At 58.5% G+C, this 23,463-nt stretch carries 12 protein-coding genes and 1 pseudogene; 6 read left to right on the forward strand and 7 right to left on the reverse strand.

Features of this window, described 5'->3' with window-relative positions:
• The first annotated feature begins 249 nt into the window (after nt 1-249).
• Complete coding sequence (locus P3C52_RS03495; protein WP_275553824.1) at nt 250-771, forward strand: DUF2778 domain-containing protein; 522 nt, start codon at nt 250-252, stop codon at nt 769-771.
• A gap of 242 nt (nt 772-1,013) precedes the next feature.
• A pseudogene (gene tssD, locus P3C52_RS03500) lies at nt 1,014-1,504 on the forward strand (type VI secretion system tube protein TssD).
• Nucleotides 1,505-1,548: 44 nt separating this feature from the next.
• Here the strand turns inward: tssD and P3C52_RS03505 are convergent.
• The 4 genes from P3C52_RS03505 to P3C52_RS03520 all read right to left on the reverse strand — a co-directional run bounded on the left by P3C52_RS03505 (nt 1,549) and on the right by P3C52_RS03520 (nt 16,479).
• A complete protein-coding gene (locus P3C52_RS03505; RefSeq protein ID WP_275553825.1) occupies nt 1,549-8,121 on the reverse strand; it encodes an Ig-like domain-containing protein in 6,573 nt (2,190 codons plus the stop codon).
• Complete coding sequence (locus tag P3C52_RS03510; RefSeq protein WP_275553826.1) at nt 8,003-8,464, reverse strand: hypothetical protein; 462 nt, start codon at nt 8,462-8,464, stop codon at nt 8,003-8,005. Before P3C52_RS03510 ends, P3C52_RS03505 begins: the two co-directional genes overlap by 119 nt.
• Nucleotides 8,465-8,466: 2 nt before the next feature.
• The gene (locus P3C52_RS03515; RefSeq protein WP_275553827.1) at nt 8,467-15,843 is read right to left on the reverse strand and encodes an Ig-like domain-containing protein; all 7,377 of its coding nucleotides are present in this window, start codon (nt 15,841-15,843) and stop codon (nt 8,467-8,469) included.
• A gap of 360 nt (nt 15,844-16,203) precedes the next feature.
• Nucleotides 16,204-16,479, reverse strand: coding sequence for a hypothetical protein (locus P3C52_RS03520; RefSeq protein ID WP_275553828.1), 276 nt, complete (start codon nt 16,477-16,479; stop codon nt 16,204-16,206).
• Between the two features lie 181 nt (nt 16,480-16,660).
• On the opposite strand from P3C52_RS03520, the gene P3C52_RS03525 reads away from it, so the two are divergent.
• The 3 genes from P3C52_RS03525 to rcsB are packed head-to-tail and all read left to right on the forward strand — an operon-like array spanning nt 16,661 to nt 21,152.
• Complete coding sequence (locus P3C52_RS03525) at nt 16,661-17,815, forward strand: MFS transporter (protein WP_275553829.1); 1,155 nt, start codon at nt 16,661-16,663, stop codon at nt 17,813-17,815.
• 24 nt (nt 17,816-17,839) lie between these two features.
• The gene (gene rcsD / locus P3C52_RS03530; protein ID WP_275553830.1) at nt 17,840-20,497 is read left to right on the forward strand and encodes a phosphotransferase RcsD; all 2,658 of its coding nucleotides are present in this window, start codon (nt 17,840-17,842) and stop codon (nt 20,495-20,497) included.
• A 1-nt stretch (nt 20,498) separates the two neighbouring features.
• Nucleotides 20,499-21,152 (forward strand): response regulator transcription factor RcsB, encoded by a 654-nt coding sequence (gene rcsB / locus P3C52_RS03535; protein WP_275553831.1) that lies wholly within the window; start codon nt 20,499-20,501, stop codon nt 21,150-21,152.
• A 26-nt stretch (nt 21,153-21,178) separates the two neighbouring features.
• On the opposite strand, the gene P3C52_RS03540 is transcribed toward rcsB, so the two are convergent.
• On the reverse strand, nt 21,179-21,784 hold the full coding sequence (locus P3C52_RS03540) for a helix-turn-helix domain-containing protein (protein ID WP_275553832.1): 606 nt from the start codon (nt 21,782-21,784) through the stop codon (nt 21,179-21,181).
• 43 nt (nt 21,785-21,827) lie between these two features.
• Here P3C52_RS03540 and P3C52_RS03545 point away from each other — a divergent pair, with 43 nt between their 5' ends.
• Nucleotides 21,828-22,520 carry a B3/4 domain-containing protein gene (locus tag P3C52_RS03545; protein ID WP_275553833.1) on the forward strand — a complete coding sequence of 231 codons (693 nt, stop codon included), beginning with the start codon at nt 21,828-21,830 and terminating at the stop codon, nt 22,518-22,520.
• A gap of 97 nt (nt 22,521-22,617) precedes the next feature.
• Here P3C52_RS03545 and P3C52_RS03550 read toward each other — a convergent pair whose 3' ends face one another.
• Together P3C52_RS03550 and P3C52_RS03555 are read right to left on the reverse strand one after the other, a co-directional pair.
• Nucleotides 22,618-22,848, reverse strand: a complete 231-nt coding sequence (locus tag P3C52_RS03550; RefSeq protein ID WP_275553834.1) for a hypothetical protein — start codon at nt 22,846-22,848, stop codon at nt 22,618-22,620.
• Nucleotides 22,832-23,407 (reverse strand): hypothetical protein, encoded by a 576-nt coding sequence (locus P3C52_RS03555; protein ID WP_275553835.1) that lies wholly within the window; start codon nt 23,405-23,407, stop codon nt 22,832-22,834. Before P3C52_RS03555 ends, P3C52_RS03550 begins: the two co-directional genes overlap by 17 nt.
• Between the last annotated feature and the right edge of the window lie 56 nt (nt 23,408-23,463).

Genomic DNA, 23,463 nt, shown 5'->3' on the forward strand with positions numbered 1-23,463 from the left:
CCTGGTCAGGCCAGTTATGGATTTTTTATGGTCTGGCGAAAAGTTGCTTCAAAACAGCATTGCCAGTGAGTTAACGAATAAATCAGCCAGTCAACGACGCTACCTGACTGGCAAAGAAGGTTTAATGTTTAGTGGTATTTGTGACGGCTTTCCGATCCCCCACTATCAAATCTTGATAGCTTTAAGCGCGTTAAAAAACCCTCTGATTTGTGGGACATCACATTAGTACCAGCAAAATAAGGAACCGCTGTGGCATTACATGGAAGAATGATTTTGAATGGCGCTGATTACGCTCCGTTCAATCTGTACGGCGTTGGCGTATTTATGGCGCATTCGGGGTTGAGCGCCTACCGGAACAATGCAAATTGTGGGGCTGTTCCAAACACAGGCCCCATCCCCCCAGGTAAATACTGGATTATTGATCGTAAAGAAAGTAATTGGTTCTCTCAAAAGAAGGAAGAAATCCACGACGAAATTAACCGAATCATTGGGCGGCATGAGTTTGGTAGAACCGATTGGTTTGCACTCTGGCGTGATGACTGGGGAATTGATGATTACACGTGGATTGAAGGTGTAAGAAGGGGAAATTTTAGACTGCACCCCGGCACTATTTCTAAAGGGTGCATAACCATCGCCCATAATTCTGATTTTGCCTCGATCCGTAATGCGCTTATAAATACATCGCTTATGCAGGTTCCCTGTAAACGGACACTTATGGCTCGCGGCTGGGTGGAGGTAGTAGCTGGTGGCTATAAAAACAGCTGTCCGTAGAACCAGTAAAGTTATCTACTTTACTGTTTTGTTATTCTTTGTCGGACATATATTGCCGCCGCCTGAATCCTATATTAATTACGATGCCGCCAGAAAATTTGCGTTATTCATTAACAATAATGAAAATGCAGAATCTATGTATGAAGCTTATTCATACATAGACTGGTTTACGATACTGGTTATTATCGTCACGTTTTACATCTTAACAATGAAGTTAATCAGAAAAATAAGGAACGCATAACATGCCTATCCCTCCGTATATGTGGCTTAAAGATGATGGCGGCGCAGATATTAAGGGTTCTGTCGATGTACAAGACCGCGAAGGAAGCATAGAAATCCTGGGGCTTAGTCACGGCATCACCTCCCGGTAGACAGTACCAACGGGAAAATTACCGGTACACGCCAGCACTCATCTATGATGATTGAAAAGGACGTTGATAGCTCTACGCCCTATTTATATAAAGCTGCGGCCACGGGCCAGACGCTAAAAAGTGCGGAGATTCATTTTTACCATATTAATAACGCCGGGCAGGAAGTTTGCTACTACATAGTGTTTATGGAAAACGTGAAAATTACTGGCGTTAATTGTGGTGTGCCTAACGTTAAATTAGCGGGCAATGACAAAATAAACCATGTTGAGAGCGTCAGTATTCAGTATGAAAAAATTACCTGGCGCATCGTTGATGGAAATATCCAGTATACTGACGCCTGGAGCGAACGCCCTTCTGCCTAAAAAAACGGGGCGCATGGCGCCCCGTTTAACGCACTTTCCTGGCGTTACACCACCTGTACCTGCAGGTTATGCTGCACCAGCACATCGCCCAGCGTATCGTTCGAGGCCAGCGCTGAGTTGTGATAGACATCGTACAGCTGTCCATCTATTTCACGCTCACCGCTGTTACTCCATACGCCATCGCTGGTGTTCGCCAACGTGACGCGGTTGCCGTCGGCACCTTTAATCAGCAGATCGTCCTCCGGCCTGTCGGTGATATTCAACGCCTCATCCAGATCCAGCTTCACGCTGTTAGTGCCTGACAGCCCCAGGTTAAGGATTTCAATATGCTCCACCTTCAGCCCCAGCGCGGTGAGATCAAGTTCCATATGTTCACCATTCAGCACCAGCGTATCGGTGCCGGCGCCGCCGTCGATATGGGTAAAGTTCAAATCATTGACCGTTACCGTATCGCTGCCGCTGCTGCCGGTCACCTCCTCGCCCTGCTGCTGCGTACCGTCGGCCAGCAGGATAGTCACCCCGCCGATGGTAAAGGTTTCCGCGTCGTCCGCCACGGCACCAGGCGCGGCAGCGGTGGTCTCCTCACCGCTGACCACGGCGCCGCTGGCAGAAGTAGTGGTATCCGCCTCGGTAGTCAGCGTGGAATCCACCACCTTACTGGCGGTGACCAGTGTGCCAGTCTGCTCTGTGGTGCTGGTCGTGGCGCTGGTATGCTGGCTTTGATCGGACGCCGCCAGCGCATCGTCTGCCGTGACCGCCATCAGCGACATCGCCGCCACTTCGGTAGTGGACGCCACCGGCAGCAGCGATCCCAGCAGTAGCGTGGTGGTGGTGGACGCCGGGTTGCCCGCCGCATCCACCGCCCTGACCGTTACCAGCGAGTTCAGGTTTAGCGCCGTTAGCAGTCCACCGCTGAATTTCACGCTATAGCGTCCCAGCGCATCGGTGGTGGTTTGCAGCGTGGTGCCGTTTAGCGTAACGTTTACCGTAGTGCCCTGCCGCAGGTTCAGCGTGCCGCCGGTGATCGTCAGTCCGGTAAGCAGTACGCTCACCAGGCTGAGTACCGGATCGACGCCGATCGCCGGCAAGTTATGGGTAATCGCGTTAAAGCTACCGCTGGTGGAAGCGGTATTGCCGACCGCATCGCTGACCGACACGTTAACCGAATGTCCGCCGTCAGAAATATTGCGCAGCGTGCCTGACGGCACACTGACGCTCCAGCTTCCGTTGCTGCCGACCGTGGTGGTGAACTGAGTGCCCGCCACGCTGACGGTTACCGTACGGCCAGCGGCGTTAGTCGCGCTGCCGCTGATGGTTCCTGTAGCGTTCGCCTCCGCCAGGTTGAGATAGCCGTCACCGCCAAAGAAGCTGTTTAAGGTGACGGTCGGCAGCGTATGGGTGCCCACCTGCACCGTGCCGCTGGCGCTGCCGCTGGTGCCGGCGCTGTTGGTCACGCTGACGTTCACCGTCTGCGAACCGTCGGCAATGGCCAGCAGGCTGGCGGACGGTACGGCGATGCTCCATGCGCCGTTCGCGCCTACGGTGCCGGTATAGCGGTTGCCCGCCAGGGTCACGGTGACGGTCGAGCCTTCCGCATTGGTTGATGTCCCGGTAATGGTCTGCGCCGTCAGCGCATCGGCTGCGTTAAGCAAACCATCGCCGAAGATGGAGCCGATGGTTAAGGTCGGCGGCGTATGGGAAATCACGCTCACGTTGCCGGAGGCATTGGCGACGTTGCCATAGGCATCGGTGGCGCGCACGCTGACCGTCTGCGTGCCGTCACTGAGCGCCGCCAGATCGGCCCTCGGCACGCTCAGCGTCCAGCTGCCGTTGCTGCCGACGGTAGTGGTATAGCTGCGTCCGTTGAGCGAAACCACCACGCTGCTGCCGCTGCCAAGGTTGCTGCTGCTACCGCTAATCACCTGTGTGGTGTTGAGATCCGCCGCGCTCAGCACGCCGTCGCCGAATACCGTATTCAGGGTTAATGACGGCGGATTTTTGATGCCCACCTGTACGCCGGTGCTGACGCTGGCAACGTTGCCTACCGGATCGGTTACCGACACGCCCACGGTGAGATTGCCGTTCAACAGCGTACCAAGAATATCGGGGGCGACCGCCGCGCTAAAGCGTCCATCACTGCCAACCGTGGCGCTCACCACCGTGTTGCCAAGATTAATCCGTACCTGGCTGCCCGCTGCCGCGTTCGCCACGGTGCCGGTGATGTTCTGCGTAATCAGCGATTCAGCGATATTCAGAATGCCATTGCCAAACAGCGGATCGAGCGTAATGACCGGCAGATTATGAATGCCGACCAGCGCGCCCGCCGTGGCGCTGGTGCTGTTGCCTGCGCTGTCGGTAACTGTGACGGTGGCCGTCAGGTTGCCGTCCGCCAGCCCCTGTAGCAGCGCTGGCGTCAGCGCCACGCTGAAGGTGCCGTTCGCGTTAGCGGTTGTCGCCAGCGTCTGGCCGCCGATGGCGATAGTTACCCTGGCGCCCGGCTCGACATTGCCGACGGTGCCGCTGATGGTTTGCGTCAACAGCGCATCCGCCGCATTCAGCAGAGCGTCGCCAAACAGCGGATTAATGTTCAGCGTCGGTGGCGTAATATCCACCACCAGCCCGGCGTTAACCTGGCTGGTATTGCCCGCCGCATCGGTCACGCTGGCACCAACGGTAAGGTCGCCTTCGGTCAGCGTTCTCAAAATATCGGGCGCGACGGTGGCGCTGAACACGCCGTTATTGCCAACCACGGCGGTCACCGTGGTACTTCCCAGGTTGATATTTACCGTTGAGCCGGCGGCGACATTCTGTACCACGCCGCTGATGGTCTGGTTAGTCAGCAGATCGGCGGCATCAAGGAAACCATTGCCGAAAATCGGATTGAGGCTAATCACCGGCGCGGTGCCGAAAATACCCACATTGACTGACTGCGAGGCGGTGTTGCCCGCCGGGTCAACCACCGTTACCCCCAGCTCCAGCGTGCCGTCGAGCAAATTCCCCAGATCCGCCGCCGGAATGGTAAGGCCCCAGTTACCGCCAGCGGTCACCTGCGTCTGGTAGCTCTGGCTGCCGAGCGTGACGGTGACCGTTGAGCCGGTCGCCGCGTTCAGCACCCCGCCGATGGTCTGGTTCTGGGCCAGATCGCTGATGTTCAGCAGGTTGTCGCCGCCGAACAGTCCGCTAAGATTGCCGATAACCGGCACGTTATCCACGATGGCCGTTACGGTTTCGCTCGCGGTGCGCTGGTTGCCCGCGGCGTCGGTCAGCGTCAGGTTGAGATCGATATTGCCATCCTGCAACAGCTCCAGCACGCTCGGCGGCACCACGATTGCCCATTTACCATCCTGCCCGACGGCGGCAGTCAGCGTCGTTCCGCCCAGCGTCAGGGCCACGGTCGCGCCGATACCTGCCGAGCTGGCGATACCGCTGATGGTTTGACCGACGGCGGTATCCGCAGCGTTAAGGAAACCGTCGCCAAAGACCGAATCCACCACCAGATTCAGCGCCTGGTTCACCACTTTATTCACGGTCAGCGTGGCGTTGGTCTGGTTGCCCGCCTCATCGCCGACGCGCACACCTAACACCAGCGCCCCTTCCGCCAGGCTGCCCAACACCTCCGGCGTCAAATCGATGCTGAAGGTGCCATTCTCGTCCACTACGGCGGTGGCGATAGGGCTGCCGTCGCCAAGGTAGATGCCGACGGTTTGTCCTTCCGCGCCGCTGGCCCGGCCGGTCAGCACCTGAGTGGTCAGAATATCGGCGGCGTTAAGAATGTTATTGCCTAACAGCGCATCCACTTCCAGCAGCGGCGCGGCGGTATCCAGCGTTACCGTGCTGGTCGTCGTGGCGGTGTTGCCTGCCGCATCGCTCAGGGTGGCGGTAATGGTGCTGGTGCCGCTGTTTAGCGTCTGCAGATCGGCGGCGGGCACGTTGGTACGCCAGCTGCCGTCGGACTGCACAATGGCGTTATAGCTATTGCCGTTCAGCGTGACTGTCACCGTCCGACCGACTTCAGAAGCCGAGGCGGTGCCGCTGATGGGCTGCGAGTTGGCAATCTCGCTGCTGTTAAGGAAGCCGTCGCCGGTAAATTCATTAATTGTCAGCGTCGGCGACGTGCGATCGACAATCACCGTCGAGTTGGTGGAGATATTGCCCGCCGCGCTGGCGGCGGTGACGGAGACGGTATAGCTGCCATCGCTGGGGAAAGCGCCGGCGGCTGGCGTAATGCTCCAACTGCCGTCGGCGCTGGTCACTGTGGTGGTGCCGACCGGCGTGCCGTTCACCAACAGCGTGACGGTGCCGCCCGCGGCGCCAAAGTTAGCAAAGCTGCCGCTAAAGGTCGGCGTGCCTTCGTCTGCGTTAATAATATTGTCGCCAGTTACCGACGCCAGCGTCAGCAGCGGGCCAGCCGGCGGCGTCAGATCGACGCTGACCGTGGCGCTGGCGTTGGCGCTGTTGCCTGCCGGATCGGTAATGGTCACCGCAATGGCGCCACTGGGCGCGCTAAGCTGCGCCAGCGCTTCCGGCGGCACGTTAACGCTCCAGCTGCTGTCAGCGGCGACAATACCGCTAAGCTGGCTGGTGCCGATGGTGACGGTAACCAGCGAGCCGGTTTCCGCGCCGGTACTGGTGCCGCTCAGGGTCTGCGACACAATACTTTCCGCATAGGTCAGCGCGTTGTCGCCGGTAAAATCATTAATGGCGATGGTCGGCACGCTGGTATTGACGGTGAACTGTTCGCTGACGCTGGCGCTGTTGCCGTTGGCATCGGTAGCGGTCACGGTCAGGCTGTTATTGCCCTGCGGCAGCGCGGTAAGCACGCCCGTCGGCACTGCCAGTGTCCAGCTGCCGTCAGCGTTGACGGTAGCCGGATAAGCCGTGCCGCCGAGAGTGACGCTGATGGCGGCCGCGCCACCGGCGGTGCCGGTTAAGGTCGCGCCCGCTGCGGCATCGCTGCTGTTCAGCAGGCTGTCGCCGAAGGCCGGATCGATGGTCGGCGCAGGCGGCGTTAACGCCGTGGTAAAGCTCTCGGTGCGTTCAACTACGTTGCCCGCGCTGTCCACTACCGTCACCACAATGTTATGTGTGCCGTCGCCGAGGCCGCTTAGCGCGCCGTCAGGCAAGTTCACCGTCCAGTCGCCGTTTTCATCAACCGTGCCGGTATACACCGCGCCGCCCACGTCGATGCTTAACTGCACATCCTGATTATTACCGGTGGTGCCAGTGTTGCCGCTCAGCGTCAGCGTGCCGGAGGCTTCATTAATATTCAGCACGCCATCGCCAAACGGCGTATTCACCACCGGTTCCGGTGCGGTTACGGCGGTAATCACCTCCAGCGGTGCGGTGGTGCTGACGTTGCCTGCTGCATCGCTGGCGGTCACCGTAATGGTATGGGTGCCGTTGCCAAGCGTATCCATCTGTTCCGGCGTCAGGTTCAACGACCAGTTGCCCGCGCCATCTACGTTGGCAGCGATCGGCCGGTCGCCGTTCAGTCCGCTAATAACCACGTTGACCGTCTGGCCTGCGCCAGTAATGCCGGTTTTACCGCTCAGGGTTTGCGTAACGTCCGCCTCCGCTGCATTCAGCGCGCCGTTGCCGAACGGCAGATCCAGCGTCGCCGCAGGCAGGGTATTGACGATAACCTGTACCGTGTCGCTATCGGTAGCAGTGTTGCCTGCCGCGTCGGTTACGGTGACGGTGATCGGCAGCGTACCGTCCGGCAGCGACTGCAGCTGTTCCGGCGTTAAGGTAACCGTCCAACCGCCTTCGCCGTCGGTGGTAACCGGATAAGCGCTGCCGTTGATGGTGACCGTCACGGTTTGCTCGCCAACGATGCCAGTATTACCGCTTAAAGTAGCGCCGTTAGCCGCTTCCGTCGCGTTCAGAGAGCCATTACCAAATGGCGTATTCAGCGTTGCTTCCGGCAGATCGTTCACGATGACGGTGAAATCTGTCGAAGCCGTGTCGCTGTTGCCTGCGCGATCGGTGACGGTCACGGTGACGGTATGCGTCCCGTCATTCAGGCTGGCGAGCTGCTGCGGCGTCAGTGCCAGCGACCAGTTGCCATTCGCGCCCACGTCCGCCGTCAGCGGCTGCTCGTTATTCAAACCGCTAATCACGACGCTGACAGTCTGGCCCTCGCCAACAATGCCGGTGGTGCCGCTCAGCACCTGCTCTGTACCCGCCTCCACCGCATTCAACGCAGCGTCAGTAAATGGCGTATTGACCGCTGCTTCCGGCTGGGTCGCGATTACCAGCTCGACGCTGCCCTGCACGCTGGCCGGGTTGCCTGCCGGATCGCTGGCGCTCACGACAATCTGCGCCGTACCGTCCGGCAGCGCGTTCAGCGCATCGGCCGGTACGGTAACCTGCCAGTTGCCGTCCGCATCCACTGTGGTGTTCAGAATCAGCGAACCAACCGTCACCCTTATCGCCGTGCCTTCGGCCAGGTTGGTTGCGCTGCCGCTGAGCGTTTGCTCCACGGCGGCCTCGGCGGCGCTAATGACGCCGTCGCCGAACGGCGCGTTCAACGTCAGCGCTGGCAAGGTGTTGAGCGCAACTGTGATCTCCACGCTGTCGCTGTTGACGTTGCCGTTCGCATCGGTGACCGAGACCACAATGGTTGCCGTGCCATCGCTTAGCTGCTGCAGATCCCCGCTGGGGATCGGTACGCAAGCCGCCGTCGCCGTCGGCGATACCGTTATAAGTGCGGCCATTCAGTGTGACCGTCACCTGCTGGCCTGGCGCGCTGAGACCGACGATATTAATGCCCGCCAGCGCCTCCAGCTGATTAAGAATGCCATCGGCGCCAACGCCTGCCTCGACGTCAAACAGAATCGGACCGGCGGTATCGACGGTAAACGGATAATTAGCCTGCGCCGGGTTGCCGGCCACATCCGCGCCGCTGACGGTAACGCTGTTGTCACCCTGCGGCAACGCCTGCACTGCCGCAGGCGGCACCGTCACGCTCCAGTTGCCGTTAGCGTCAACGCTGGCGGCGTAATCCGGCCGTTCAGCGTCACGGTAATCGGGGTTCCCGCTGGCAGACGCTGGCTGCTGCCGGTGAGGGTCAGCCCCTGTTCCGCCTCCTGCGCGTTAACAATGTCATCGCCCGTAATCGGATTAACGCTGATGGTCGGCTGGCTGGCGGCGCTGGCGACAACGGTGAAGCTGCCTTCCACCGCAGCCGGATTGCCCGCCGCATCCGTTGCCCGCACAATAAAGTTTTGCGTACCGTCGGTCAGCTGCGACACCGCCGCCTGCGGCACCGTCACACTCCAGTTGCCGTTGTCATCTACGGTGCCGGTATAGCTGGCACCGTTCAGCGTCACGGTAACCGTCCGGCCGCTTTGCAGCGCGGTGCTGCTGCCGGTCAGCGTTAATGACTGTCCCGCTTCCGTCTGGTTGAGGTAGCCGTCGGTAGCCACTTCATCCAGCGCCAGCGTGGGCAGCGAGTCCGTACTGGCAACCACGGTTAATGGACGATTAACGGTGGTGCTGTTGCCCGCCGCATCGGTCAGCGTCACGCTGACCGGCGTTTCGCCGTCAGGCAAGGTTTGCAACACGCTGGCAGGCACCGTTACGCGCCAGGTGCCGTTGTTCAGCACCACCGCCTGCAGCGTCTGACCGTTAAAGCTCACCGTTACCGTTTGACCGATATCGCTTTCGCCAGCGGTACCGCTGATAACCAGATCGCGTAGCGACTCCGCCGCGTTAAGGATGTTATCTGTCGCGATGGCATTAAGCGTCAGGCTCGGCGCGTTGTAATCCACCGTCACCGCATGTTCGACCGTGCCGACATTGCCTGCGGCATCGGTGGCGGTAACCACCAACGGCAGCGTGCCGCCAGCAAGGCCCTGGAGCGTGTCGGTATCCAGCGACAGCGTCCAGTTGCCGTTGGCATCCACCGTGGCCGGATAATCAACGCCGTCCAGGGTAACCACGACGCTTTGTCCCGCGCCGGTTGCGCCGCTGTTGCCGCTCAGCGTCTGCGCGCTTTCCGCCTCAATGCTGTTAAGGTAGCCGTCGCCAAATGGCGTCGTGATGGTCGGCGCCAGCACGCTGTTTTGTACCGTCAGGGTGCTGGTGCTGGTGACCGGGTTGCCCGCCGCATCACTTACCGTCACGCTCAGCGGATAATCACCATTGCTGATGCCCGCCAGCGCGCCGGCTGGCAAATCGAGCGTCCAGTCGCCGTCGCTGCCCACCTGGGTGGTCCAGGTTTGGCCATTGAGTGACACGGTGATTGTCTGGCCTTCGCCCGCCGTGGTGCTGCCGCTGATGGTGACCGGTGCGGCGGCTTCTGCGGCGTTAATGCGGTTATCACCCGCGACCGGATCGAGCGTTAAGGTTGGCGGCGTCCTGTCGACCGTTACGCTGCTGTCCACGGTGCTGCTGTTGCCTGCGGCATCGCTGACCGTAACCAACAGTGGCGAATCGCCGGTCGGCAGCGCGCCCAGCGCGGCGGCAGGTAGCGTGACGCTCCAGTTACCGTTCGCGTCAACCGTGCCGCTGTAGTCAACGCCGTTTAAGTTGACCGTAACGCTTTGACCGTCGCCGGTAACGCCGGTGTTGCCCTGAAGTAGCTGCGGCGCGGCGCTCTCCGTCGCATTAAGTATGCCGTCGCCAAACGGCGTTTGCAGCGTGGCGTCAGGCAGCGTATTAACCACAACCGTCAGGTTGCTGCTGTTACTGACCGCATTGCCCGCGGCATCGGTCGCGCTGACCGTCAGCGGCAGCGTGCCGTCAGGCAGACCGGCCAGCGCGGTGGCCGGAATGGTGACGCTCCAGCTGCCGTCGGCAGCAACGGTGGCGGTATAGGTACGATCGTTAAAGGTGACAGTAACCGGCGTGCCGGCAGTCAGATTTGCGCTGCTGCCGTTGACCAATAGATCGCTGGCCGCCTCGCTATAGCTTAAATAGCCGTCGCCGCTGAGCGGCGCGACAGAGATGCCCGACAGCGCATCATTAACGGTAACGTCCAGCGTTTGCGTCGCGGTATTGCCCGCCGCATCGCTGACCGCGGCGCTGATGGTTGCGGTGCCGTTAGCCAGCGCCGCCAGATCGGCAGCAGGTACGCTGACGCTCCAGAGGCCGCTCGACTGCACCACTGCGCTGTAAGTCAGGCCGTTGAGCGTAATAGTAACGGTTTGACCCGGTTCGGTGTTGGTGGTGGAACCGGAAAGCAGCTGAGCCGCTTGCTGCTCTGCGCCGTCCAGAATGTTATTGCCGACAAAGTCATCGATGGTCACCGTGACCTCGCCGCTGGCGGTCACGCTTAGCGTATAGCTGCCGTCCGGCAGGACCCCGAGATCCGTCGCCGGGATTTGCAGCGACCACTGACCGTCGTTGCCCACGGTGGTGGTGTAATCGGTGCCGTTCAGGGAGACGGTAATGGTGCTACCCGCCTCGCCGCTGCCGTTAACATCGAGCGGCTGGGCGACTTCGCTGGCGTTGAGCGTGCCACCGCTGACCGGCGTGGTCAGCGTGACCGGCGGCGCGTTGGTATCCACGGTCACCGTCGCGTTGCCGCTGGCGCTGTTGCCTGCCGCATCGCTGACCGTCACCGCCAGATTATTGCTGCCCTCCTCCAGTGCGCCCAGTGCCGCTGCGGGCAGCGTGACGCTCCAGCTGCCGTCGGCGGCGACCGTACCGGTGTAGGTGTTGCCATCCAGCGTCACCGTCACTGCCTGGCCGTTGCCGCTGACGCCGGTGTTGCCGGTCAGTACGCCATCCTGCGCAACCTCGGCGGCGCCCAGAATACCGTTGCCAAACGGCGTATCCACGGTAAGCGTCGGCTGGGCGGTAACCGCAACATTCAGCGTGGAATTGGTGGTCACCGTCGCGCCGGTTGCATCCGTTACGCTGGCGGTTACGGTGAGCGGCCCGTCGGCCAGGGCGCTCAGGCTGCCTGCCGGAACGGTAAGGCTCCAGCTGCCGTCGGCGTTGACCGTGGCGCTAAAGTTCTCGCCATTGAAGGAGACCTGCACAACGCCACCGGCCGGAACGTTGGCGCTGGTGCCGTTAATCACCAGATCCTGCGCCGCTTCCGCCGCATTCAGGTAGCCGTCGCCCGCCAGCGGAGCCAGCGCAATGCCGCTGCTGGCAGTGTTAACCGTAAAGCTGCCGTCAGCGCTGGCGCTGTTGCCTGCCGCATCATTAACGGTGACGGTCAGCGCCTGGCTGCCGTCGCCGAGGCTGTTCAGCGCCTCCGCCGGCAGCGTCACGCTCCAGTTACCATCGCCGTCCACCACGCCGGTAAAGCTGGCACCGTTCAGGGTGACAGTAACGGTTTGTCCCGCTTCGACATTGCTGGTAGTGCCGGTAAGCACCTGCGCAACCTGCTGTTCAGCGCTGTCCAGCACGCCATTACCGGCAAAAGTATCAACGGTAATCGCTACCGCTGGCAGGCTGGCCTGACCGGCATCCACCGTTAAGGTGGTCTGCTGGCTGGTGACGTTACCGGCGGCGTCGCTCTGCGCAACGGTAATCGTATTCGGGCCGTCACTCAGCGCGGTCAGCGTGGCGGAAGGGATCTCTATCGCCCATTGACCGTTGACGCCGGTAGTGCCGGTAAAGGTCTGGCCGTTAATGGTAACGGTAATGGTGCTGCCCGCCTCGCCGCTGCCGGTCAGCGTTAAAGGTAGTTGCTGTTCCGCGGCGTTGAGCAGGCCGTCGCCCGATGGCGGATCGATGGTTAATGCCGGTGCAGCCGCATCTACGCGCAGCGACGACTGGTCGCTGTTGCGGTTGCCGTTAGCGTCAACGACCAGCACATTTACCGGATAGCTGGTGCCGTCGGTTAAGGCGGCAAGATCGGCAGCAGGCACGTTGACCGACCAGTTTCCGTCACTGCCGACGCTGGTGGCGTAGTTGACGCCGTTCAGCGTAATGGTGACGCTGTCCCCGGCGCTGCCGGTGCCGCTGATGCTCAGCGGCTGCCCCTGTTCGGTAGCGTTAAGAATATTATCGTCCGCCAGCGGATCGAGGGTGAAAGCAGGCGCGGCGGTGGCAATCGCCACCGGCTCCAGCGCCGTCACGCTGCCGCCGTCAGGACGGGTGGCCGTGACGCTAAGATCGTAACGACCGTCGCCCAGCGCCTGAATCACGCTGGCCGGCACGCTTACGCTCCAGCTGCCGTCGGCGGAAACCGCGGCCGGATAATCGACGCCGTTAAAGGTCAGGACAACGCTACTGCCTGCATCGGCCGTCCCGCTGACAATCAACGGATTGCCCTGTTCGCTGGCATTGACTACACCATCGCCGGAAGGCGTATTGATCGTTAAGATCGGCGGCGTGGTATCGACGGTAACCGGCACGCTGCTGCTGGCGGTGTTGCCCGCCGTGTCGGTCACGGTGACCGTCACCGGGTTGCTGCCCGCCGGCAGCGCCTGCAGATCGGCCGACGGGACGGTGACCGTCCAGTTGCCGTCGCCGTCCACCGTGGCCGGATAGTCGGTGCCGTTCAGGGTCACCGTCACCGCCTGGCCGGTACCGCTGATGCCGGTGCTGCCGCTCAGCGTCTGGTCTGTATTCAGCTCCGGCCCCGACAGCACGCCGTCGCCGAACGGCGTGTCCACCACCGGGTCAGGCAGCGGCGCGGTCGCCACGTTCAGGGTGCTGCTGCTGCTCAGCGTGCCGCCGCTGCCGTCCGGCACGCTGGCGGTGATGGTCTGCGGCCCGTCCGCCAGCGCCGCCAGGTCGTCAGCCGGCACCGTCACGCTCCAGCTGCCGTCGCCGCCCACCGTGCCGGTGTAGTCGGTGCCGTTCAGGGTGACGGTGACGGTGGTGCCCGCCGCCACGTTGCTGGCGCTGCCGCTGATGGTCAGCGGCGCGCCCGCCTCCTGGGCGTTCAGGTAGTTATCGTCCGAGACCGGTGCGATGGCCAGCGCGCCGCCGCCCGCCGGCTGCACCGTAAAGGTGTCGCTGGCGCTGGCGCTGTTGCCCGCCGCGTCGCTCACCGTCACGTCCAGCGTCTGGCTGCCGCTGCCCAGCGCCGCCAGGTCCGCCGCCGGGACCGTCACGCTCCAGCCGCCGCCCGCCTGCACCGTGCCGGTGTAGGCGGTGCCGTTCAGGGTCACGGTCACCGTGCTGCCCGCCGCCACGTTGGCGGCGGTGCCGGTCACCGTCTGGTTAACGCCCTGTTCCGCGCCGTCCAGCACGTTGTCGCCGGTGAACGGATCGAGGGTAACCGTCGGCAGGGTGGCCGGATCGGCGATCACCACCAGCGGGCTGCTGTTGGTCGCCACGTTGCCGATAGTATCCGTGGCGCTGACCGCCAGGCTGTAGCTGCCGTCGGGCAGCGCCGCCAGGTCGGCGGCCGGAATGGTGACCGTCCACTGACCGCTCTGCGGCACGGTAACGGTGTAATCAATGCCGTTCAGCGTCACGGTGACGGTGCTGCCCGCCTCCGCGCTGCCGGTAACCGCCAGCGGCTGGCCTGCCTCGGCGTTATTCAGGTAGCCGTCGCCCGCCAGCGGCGCGTCAATGGTAAGCGCCGGTGGTGTGGTATCAACGGTTAACACCGACTGTTCGGTAAAGACAGCGCCTGCGGTACTGGTCGCCGTTGCGCTCAGCAAATAATCGCCATCCGTTAACGCTGCCAGATCGCTGGCGGGAATGGTTACCGACCAGCTGCCATCGCTGCCGACCGTAGTAGCATAAGCAATGCCGTTCAGCGTTACGCTAATCGCATCGCCCGGACTGCCGCTGCCGGTCAGCGTCAGCGGCTGATCCTGTTCGGGGCCACTAAGGATACCGTCGCCCGCGACAGGATCCAGCGTTAGCGTCGGTGAGGAGAGTGATGGATCCACAGTCAGCGGCGTTTCGCTAATTACCGTGGTGGTGCCTGCCGCATTGGTGATGGAAACGGTGAGTGGATAGTCACCGCTGTCCAGGTTGGCCAGCGCGTTGGCCGGAACGGTAACGACCCAACGGCCATTCGCGCCGACAAAGGCAAAATAGCTGACGCCGTTAAAGCTGACCGTGACGCGATCGCCCTCGGTGCCGGTGCCGCCGATCAATAAATCTTGCTGTAGTTCGTCGCCGCTCAGCACGTTATCGCCGGAAATGGGCGTATCTACCGTGCCGCTGGCTGGCGCGGTATTCACATTAACGGTGCTGGTTGTGGTGCCAGTGTTGCCTGCCGCATCGGTTACCGTTACGGAAATGGTATTGGTGCCCTGCGGCAACGCCTGTAGTACCGCTGATGGGATGGTGATGCTCCAGCTGCCGTCGCTGCCGGGCGTAACGGTGTAAGTGTTATCACCGATGGTGACGCTGACGCTTTGTCCTGCGCCAGTAATACCGGTATTGCCGGTGATCGTCTGGTCGCTGCCCGCTTCAGTATCATCCAGCGTGCCGTCGGTGAAAGGCGTATCAATGCTGGGCTGCGGCGTAGTGGTGATTACTGTCAGCTGGCTGCTGTCGCTGACGGTGCCGCCGGAGGCGTCGGTTACGCTGACCGTAATATTCTGGGGGCCGTTCTCCAGCCCTGCCAGCGCTGCCGCCGGTATCGATACGCTCCAGCTGCCGTTGCTGCCTACGGTCGCGGTATAGTTTACGCCGTTAAATGTAAGCGTAACGGTACTGCCTGCGTTAACGCCGGTCGTAGTACCGCTGATCACCAGCGCCGACTGGGTTTCGCCCGCGTTCAGATATCCGTCACCGCTAATGGGCTCGGTAATGGTAATGGTGCCTTCCACCGGTTCTGGCGTGCCGCCGTCTCCGTCTCCGTCTCCATCACCATCGCCGTCTCCGTCTCCATCACCATCGCCGCCGCCGTTATCACCGTCGCCATCTCCGCCGTTATCGCCATCGCCGCCGCCGGGATTATCATCGTCTCCGCCGCCGCCTCCACCGCCGCCTGCAGAGGCTACGCCAATACCCGCCAGTCCTAACACGCCAGCAATACCGGCTGCGGTGGTCAGGTTATCGCCTATCAGCGTGTTATCAGCCAGCAATAAGGGATCAATATCACTAAGGGATTCATAGGTTGGCGTCACGGCCATTGCCGTTGTCGCATCGGCTCCGCCGCTGGTTACCGGGAATAATGCATGTTCAGGCGGATTAACGCCGTCATCAAACACCAGTTCACTGTGCAGACCGTTTTCATCAAGGAAAAAACGCTGATAGCGCACTACGGTGCCGCCCTGCATATGCAGGATCAGATCGTCGCCCTGGCGCTCAAAAGAGGCCACCGTGGCGCGCGTGCCGTTAATTCTGACGACGCTGGGTTCAGTGAGTAAAACATTACGGGAAGCGTTGGTGCTGTTTTGCGAGAGTAAGGTGCCGTTTTCACGTGAAATAATATCCACGCGCCCGGAGGAGGGCTGTGCCATCTGAAACCCCTTTTGCACAAGTTGAGGTAATGTATAGAAATAATCAAAGTAAAGAGATGTTTATGATTTACAGGCGAGCGAGAAAAGTCGCCCCATATCTTTAGATTGAACCTTTCCTGGTGCAAAACAGGCGTACCGCCACAACAGAACCGCTGGCAGTACAGAATAAGTACCTTTTAAAGCGATGATTTTTATTTTTACGTTTCAGATATAATCAAAAACCGCTACGCTGGTCTTGAATAATATTTATCGAAACCATCAACAAATCCGATTGAAAACTTCATATTTACTTATGTTAATTAAGGGGAATCGATAAAATTAACTGGCAATTAAAGAGCAATTATTTGGGTTATGAAAGAGTTAGCGAGTCGTTAGCTTGTTAACGTTTGCGCATAAAACCAGCAAGGTAAACAGCAAAGAAGGTGAAAAGGACCAGCGATTATTTTTGTCAATTGGCGATCTTTTGCACAAAACCTGCAACAGCAGCGGCCCACCAGGGTGACGATCTGGTGGCAAAAACGGCGCGTTTTTATAATAAAAAATTGTTGTGCTTTTCAGCGGCAAAACCGCGCGAGATGAATCATACTTTTGCCTGGTCATTTCGTCGCACAGACGCCTGATTTTGCGCCGTTTCACCAGGAAATTTCCTGAAAAAGCGGACAAGCGGGCAAAACCAATTAACAACCGTGGCTTTATCGTTTAATAAGCTTGCTGGCGCAGACCGGCTGGCGCCGCTTTTGCGCTGGGATGAAACGCTGCTCTGCCGGTTGATTTTGTGTTAAAAAGGAACCCTTTTGCGCACCATGGATAATAAATAATGACATCAGCAGATGTTGAACAAACACGGAAGAGCCAGCCGGCAGTGCAGGTGGCAACGCGAATTGTTTTTCTGATCGCCGGTATTGCTGTTTCTGCCTGGGCGCCGCTGGTGCCCTATGCAAAAACACGGCTTGCGGTGAGCGATGGCGCGCTGGGCGGATTACTGCTGTTTCTGGGCCTCGGCTCACTAATTGCAATGCCGTTAACCGGATCGCTGGTCGGCAAACAGGGCTGCAAGCGCGTCATTATTTGCGGTTCGCTGATCGCCATGCTGATGCTGCCGTTGATGGCAACCCTCTCTTCTCCCGTCACGCTTGCCATGGCGCTGATGCTGTTTGGCGCTGCGATCGGTACGGTGGATGTGGCGATGAATATTCAGGCCGTTGAGGTGGAGAAAGCGGCGGAACGTACCATGATGTCCGGCTTTCACGGCTTTTACAGCGTTGGCGGCATCGCCGGAGCCGGACTGGTCAGCGCGCTGCTCTGGCTGGGCCTTGCGCCGTTATCGGCGGTGCTGTTAGTCGTTGTGCTGCTGGTGGCGCTGCTACTGAGCAGCCAGCGTTGGTTATTGACCGAGCGGATGCAGCAGCAAAATACGCCGCTGTTTGTGGTGCCGCGCGGCTGGGTGCTGTTTCTCGGCCTGCTCTGCTTTATTCTGTTTCTTACCGAAGGCGCGGTGCTGGACTGGAGCGCGCTGTTGCTGACGCAGGAACGGGCGATGCCCGCCGCGCAGGCTGGCCTGGGCTATGCGGTGTTTTCTATCGCGATGAGTATTGGTCGCTTAACCGGCGACCGCGTGGTGAGCCGCTTTACTAACAGCCAGGTGCTGGCTGGCGGCTGCCTATGCGCCGCGCTGGGCGTGTTACTGCTGATTACGGTAGATAACGTGCCGGTTGCGCTGTTCTCTTTTTTGCTGATCGGCTTTGGCGCGGCGAATACCGTGCCGATTTTGTTTAGCGCTGCCGGTCGTCAGACCGCAATGCCGGTGAATATGGCGATCTCTGCCATGACAACTATCGGTTATGCCGGTATTCTGGCAGGTCCGGCGTTAATCGGTTTTGTGGCTCACGGCTTTAGCCTGGTGACCGCCTTTGCTGCCATCGTGGTTCTGCTGGTGGCGGTTGCTGCCAGCGCACGGCTGGTGACACGTTAAAATGGTCAGGTGTTCCCTTTCATCATGATGTATAAGTTTCCTTTGTCCTCCAGCAACGTTACGCGCTTTTTCATGATATTTATTATGCTGCTGTTGCTGGCGCTGGGCTTTATGGTTCATAACGCGGTCAACGCCTGGCTGATGGAAAAGCGCTATGCGATGGCGGATATTACCCGCGCGGTGCAAAAGCGCATCGATACCTATCGCTTCGCCACCTGGCAGATTTATGAAAATCTGGCGGCCAGCGCCGCCGGTAGTACACCTTCAGCCAGCCTGCAGGAGACCCGGCTGCGTCCTGACGTTTACTATCTGGAAAAAATGCGGCGCAAAACCGAGGCGCTGATTTTCGGATCGCACGACAGCAGCACGCTGGATATGACGCTGCGCATGTCCAGCTACCTGGATACGTTGTGGGGTGCAGAGAACAGCACCTGGTCGATGTATTTTCTGAACGGGCAGGATAACAGCCTGATCCTGATCTCGACGCTGCCGTTGAAAGATATGGCGACGCGTTATAAAGAGAGCGCTATTAGTAATATCGTTGACGCGCGCCGCACTGAGATGCTGCAACAGGCCAATGCGCTCGACGAGCGCGAAAGCTTCTCGCCGCTGCGCCGCTTCGCCTGGCAAAACGACCACTACTTTACAATGCGCACCACCTTCAACCAGCCGGGCCATCTGGCTACCGTGGTGGCGTTTGATATGCCGGTTAACGACCTGATCCCGCATAATATGCCGCTGGAGAATTTTCAGCTGAAGCAGGATGGTGCGCTGAGCAGCAGCGTCGTTAGCGACGATGAGTTACAAAATACCCGCATTACCTTAAATAACCCCAATGTCGAGATTGCCGCCTCGTTGCCCAGCACGCCGCTGCAGCTGGTCTATCGCATTCCGATCAGTACGCTTGCGCTGGATACACTGCGCAATCTGATGTGGCCGCTGATGGCGAACCTGCTGTTGCTGCTGCTGTCGCTGGCGGGGCTGTTTTTGTTGCGCCAGCAGTCGCTGCGCCCCGGCGAAAACAAAAGCGTCGAGCTGGACGCGCTGCGGATGCTGAATGAAGAGATTGTCGGTTCCCTGCCGCTCGGTCTGCTGGTGTATGACTTTGCCAGCAATCGCACCATTATCAGCAATAAAATCGCCGAACATCTGTTGCCACACCTGAACCTGCAGAAGATCGTCAATATGTCCGATCAGCATCAGGGCGTGCTGCAAGCGACGGTAAATAACGAAGTGTATGAAATCCGTCACGCCCGTAGCCAACATTCGCCGCATACGCAGCTGTTTTTGATGCGCGATCAGGATCGTGAGCTGCTGGTTAATAAAAAGCTGCAGAAAGCACAGCAGGTGCTGGATCGCAATCATCAGCTGCGTCAACAGCTGTTGCAGAATTTGGGGCATGCGCTGCATCGTCCGCTTCAGCAGGTGGTCGCGCAGCTGCAGGCATTGAGCGAAGCGTGCGAGGATGGCCATGCGCTCGACGCGCTGGAAAACAGCCAGGCGCTGGCGCGTCTGGTGGATGATATTGTGCTGTTGAACCGGCTGGAAACCCACGACTGGGCGCCGGATGCCGCCTCGTTTAATCTGCAGTCGCTGCTGGATGAGTTGACGCTGGAACTGCTGCCGCTATCGCGCCGCAAAGGGCTGACGCTGCTGGTGCGCAATCACCTTAACAGCGATGAGATGCGTTTTGGCGACAGCCGGGCGATCTATAAGGTACTGTCCACGCTGCTGCACTATTCGCTGACCACCACCAGCTGGGGCAAAATCTCGCTGGAAGTGGACTCCCCTGCCGATCGTCCCGACCGTTTGACTATTCATATCGTGGATACCGGTGCCGGACTGACGCGCGATGAGCTGGGCAATAATGATTTCCCGTTTCTTGGCGAAACCTCTGAGGATCGCTTCGGTCAGGCTTCCGGCCTCGCCTTTTTCCTGTGCCGTCAGCTGTGTAAGCAGATGGGCGGTCATCTGGAGATTCTGGCCCGGCCAGAGATTGGTACGCGCTACAGCATTTTGCTGCACGTGCCGCCGGAACATCAACAGCAGCAGGAAGAGAAGCTGCTGGAAGATGTCATCATGCTTATCGACATCGCTGTCGATGACATTCGTAAGATCGTCACCCATCAGCTGGAAAATTGGGGCGCGAAGTGCATTACGCCGGATGAACGTTTTGCCGGTCAACCGCATGATATCCTGATCACCGACGATCCGGCCCGCCTGTCTGGCTGGTCGCTGTTGCTGACGGATAATGAACTGGGCTTTACCGTTCTGAATGAACAGCAGTATCGGGTTAACTTTAACCTGAGTAGCGCGTTGCAGGATGCGCTGTTACAGCTGATTGAGAAACAGCTTTCGCAGGATATGTCACCTGCCGGAGAAGATGAAGAGGAAGAAGCCGTCCCGCTGATTAGCGGTGGTTACTACCAGCTATTTGTCGAGACAGTACCGGAAGATGTACAGAGACTGTATACTGAGGCGTCGAACAGGGATTACGCGGCGCTTGCTCAGACGGCGCATCGCCTGAAAGGGGTATTTGCCATGCTTGATCTGGTACCCGGCAAGGAGCTTTGTGAACAGCTGGAACACTACATTAAAGCGAGTGACGATTTAAACATCAAAAATACCACCAGTGACATTGACGCTTACGTCAACGAACTGCTGCAGCAAGGTAACCAATAAGATGAATAATTTGAACGTAATTATTGCCGATGACCATCCAATTGTTCTGTTTGGCATTCGTAAATCTCTTGAACAGATTGAATGGGTCAACGTAGTTGGTGAGTTTGAAGACTCGACAGCATTGATTAACAGCCTCTCCAAACTGGACGCTAATGTCCTGATTACCGATCTCTCCATGCCTGGCGAAAAATATGGCGACGGCATTACGCTGATCAAATATATCAAACGCCATTACCCGGATCTGTCGATTATTGTTCTGACCATGAACAATAACCCGGCAATTCTCAGCGCCGTGCTGGATCTGGATATTGAAGGCATCGTGCTGAAACAGGGCGCGCCAACCGACCTGCCAAAAGCGCTGGCGGCACTGCAGAAAGGGAAGAAATATACCCCGGAAAGCGTGGCCAAGCTGCTGGAAAAAATCAGCGCCGGTGGCTATGGCGATAAACGCCTGTCGCCGAAAGAGAGTGAAGTGCTGCGCCTGTTCGCCGAAGGCTTTCTGGTGTCGGAAATTGCCAAGAAGCTGAACCGCAGTATTAAAACCATCAGCAGCCAGAAGAAATCAGCCATGATGAAGCTGGGCGTTGATAACGATATTGCTTTGCTGAACTACCTCTCTTCCGTCAGCACCACCGCGCCGATGGATAAAGAGTAATCAGGTAACGCGTCAGGGAAGACGCGTTATGCATGTAACTCCACTACCGACATTATAAATACCAACGCCGTTTCCTCGTTATTGGCGTAACTGTGCGCCACGTCGGTACGCGCAATGGCCGACCTTCCTGCCTCAATCCGTATAACCTGCTCCGCCACCGTTAATGTCAGCGTACCCTGTTCGATATGAAAGAGTTCTGACGTTCCCGCTGGATGCCCCGACGAACTGAATATTTCCCCCGGCTCCATAGTCCAGCGCCAGAGTTCGATCATATTCGGCCCCGCCGTGCCCGCCAGCAGCTGCGCTTTTCCGCCGCGCTCGCCCTGCCACAGCACCGGCATTTGCGCAGGCTCAATAACGTGAACCACCGGCTCGCTGGCGCCGACATCGACAATATCGGCAACGGACACGCCCAGCGCCGCCGAAAGTTTACATAAAATAGCGATGCTTGGATTAGCCACGCCCTTTTCTATTTCAACCAGCATCCCTTTACTGATGGTTGCGCGCCGGGACAGTTCGTCAAGCGAGACTTTTTTCGCTTTACGGTACGCTTTAAGCCGGGCGGCAATTGCCTGGCTCACCTGGGAAACCGTGGCGCCGGCATCGGTCGGTATATTGACTTTTACGGTCATCGGTCACTACTATGCAATAAATTGGTCAATAGAGGATTATCTTGTGGTTTCTGTTTCCCCGTCAATTGATTCAGCGCTGGCGTCTGTCGCGCCGGGTTTCAGGGCGCTCAGCATTGTGGTTGAAGCGGCGCCGGTGACACATCCCGACGTGGCCGCGCAGTTGTTAGCGCAGGCGTGCAAAGCGGTAAGAGAAGACGATTTTGCCTGGGCTGCGGATCATCTTGAGGCATGGAATACGGTATTCAAAGCCTTCGGCGCGAAGCCCAAAAAAACACCCTGCTCCGCAGAGGCCCTGCGTAAAGGCGTATTGAAAGATGGCGGGATGGCCTCGATCGATCCGGTGGTGGATATTTATAACGCGATTAGCATCCGTTATGCGGTGCCGGTTGGCGGTGAAAACCTGACGGCTTATGAAGGCAATCCCCGATTAACGATTGCCGACGGCAGCGAACCTTTCGATACGGTAAAAGCGGGCGAGCCGGCGATGGAATATCCTGAGGTCGGTGAGGTTATCTGGCGCGACGATCGGGGCGTGACCTGCCGCCGCTGGAACTGGCGCCAGGGCGTCAGAACCCGTCTCGACAGCAATGCGCAGCAGATGTGGTTTATTCTGGAAAGCCTGCCGGCAATGCCGTTATCGGCGCTGGAGGAAGCAGGTGATATGCTGATCGCGTCCCTGGAACAGCTGATGCCAGGGATGCAGGCGCAACGCCAGCTGATTGAATTACATGCCTGATGTAAGCGCTCCCGGCCACTATAAGTCGTAAAATTCATAACGCCCAATGGTCCAGGCTGCGTGAGTCAACGCATTAAAAAAGCCGCATCAGCGGCTTTTAAATTTTTTGTGACTTCTTCATCAGGGCATCTTGTAATTTTTTACGCAGCAAACTGGCAGAAGAATGTTTTTTGCCAGAGTCGAGGCTGGCTTTAAGAGCATTAAAACAGGCTGCTGGATCGTCAGCGTGATTTTTTAACTCGGCCGCGACCAACGCCTGAATGATGTTTTGCTTCCTGTTCCCTGGAGTAAGAAACACAGAACGTACCCCTTTATTGTAGTACGACATAGCAGGCTCTCTCCCTGGTAGATCTTTTGTAAGCGCGTAACCCAACCGGCAACAGCGATCGTGGCGTTTTTTTACGCAATCCGGTGCGTCGATTGTAGCGTGGTTCATTTTTCAACCCAAGGAGATAATCATAGATCTCTTCGAGAGATATTTTACGTCCCATATCAACAACCCCACCGGCAGCAGCCTGGAACACAAATCCGCCAACATTAAACTTATCCAGGTGCGCAATCATTGCCAGCGCCACAGACTGCAACACAACCGCACTGCCAAGCCCCGGAAATAGCACATGCCGAAAATCAGCCAGCATATTCATCCCGTGACAGACATCGAAATAAACCTCTGCCACACCATTAAGAGGAAAAGGTATTCCATCTGGCATTTCATAACCGATACGGGTAAATAAATTTTCATTTGTCAGTGTACCTGTGATGACTGTGTACACATTTTTACCGGCAACAAAGACATAACTATGATGAATGCGATGATCGTAGATGAATTCCTTCCGCCTCATCCCATAATCATCAAGCCAGACATCCTCTTCAAAATTAATATGCAACTATCGGCTCCTTCCTGAAGCACGTCATCAATGGGTAAGGCTGATTTTATTGTCTT

The organism is Mixta sp. Marseille-Q2659, from assembly GCF_940807255.1.
Classification (GTDB): domain Bacteria; phylum Pseudomonadota; class Gammaproteobacteria; order Enterobacterales; family Enterobacteriaceae; genus Mixta.

Bases quoted from the DNA above. Each gene is read 5' to 3' on its own strand.
- P3C52_RS03515 (WP_275553827.1), bottom strand. From the start codon at position 15,843: ATGGCACAGCCCTCCTCCGGGCGCGTGGATATTATTTCACGTGAAAAC.
- rcsB (WP_275553831.1), top strand. From the start codon at position 20,499: ATGAATAATTTGAACGTAATTATTGCCGATGACCATCCAATTGTTCTG.
- rcsD (WP_275553830.1), top strand. From the start codon at position 17,840: ATGATGTATAAGTTTCCTTTGTCCTCCAGCAACGTTACGCGCTTTTTC.
- P3C52_RS03550 (WP_275553834.1), bottom strand. From the start codon at position 22,848: ATGTCGTACTACAATAAAGGGGTACGTTCTGTGTTTCTTACTCCAGGG.
- P3C52_RS03525 (WP_275553829.1), top strand. From the start codon at position 16,661: ATGACATCAGCAGATGTTGAACAAACACGGAAGAGCCAGCCGGCAGTG.
- P3C52_RS03540 (WP_275553832.1), bottom strand. From the start codon at position 21,784: ATGACCGTAAAAGTCAATATACCGACCGATGCCGGCGCCACGGTTTCC.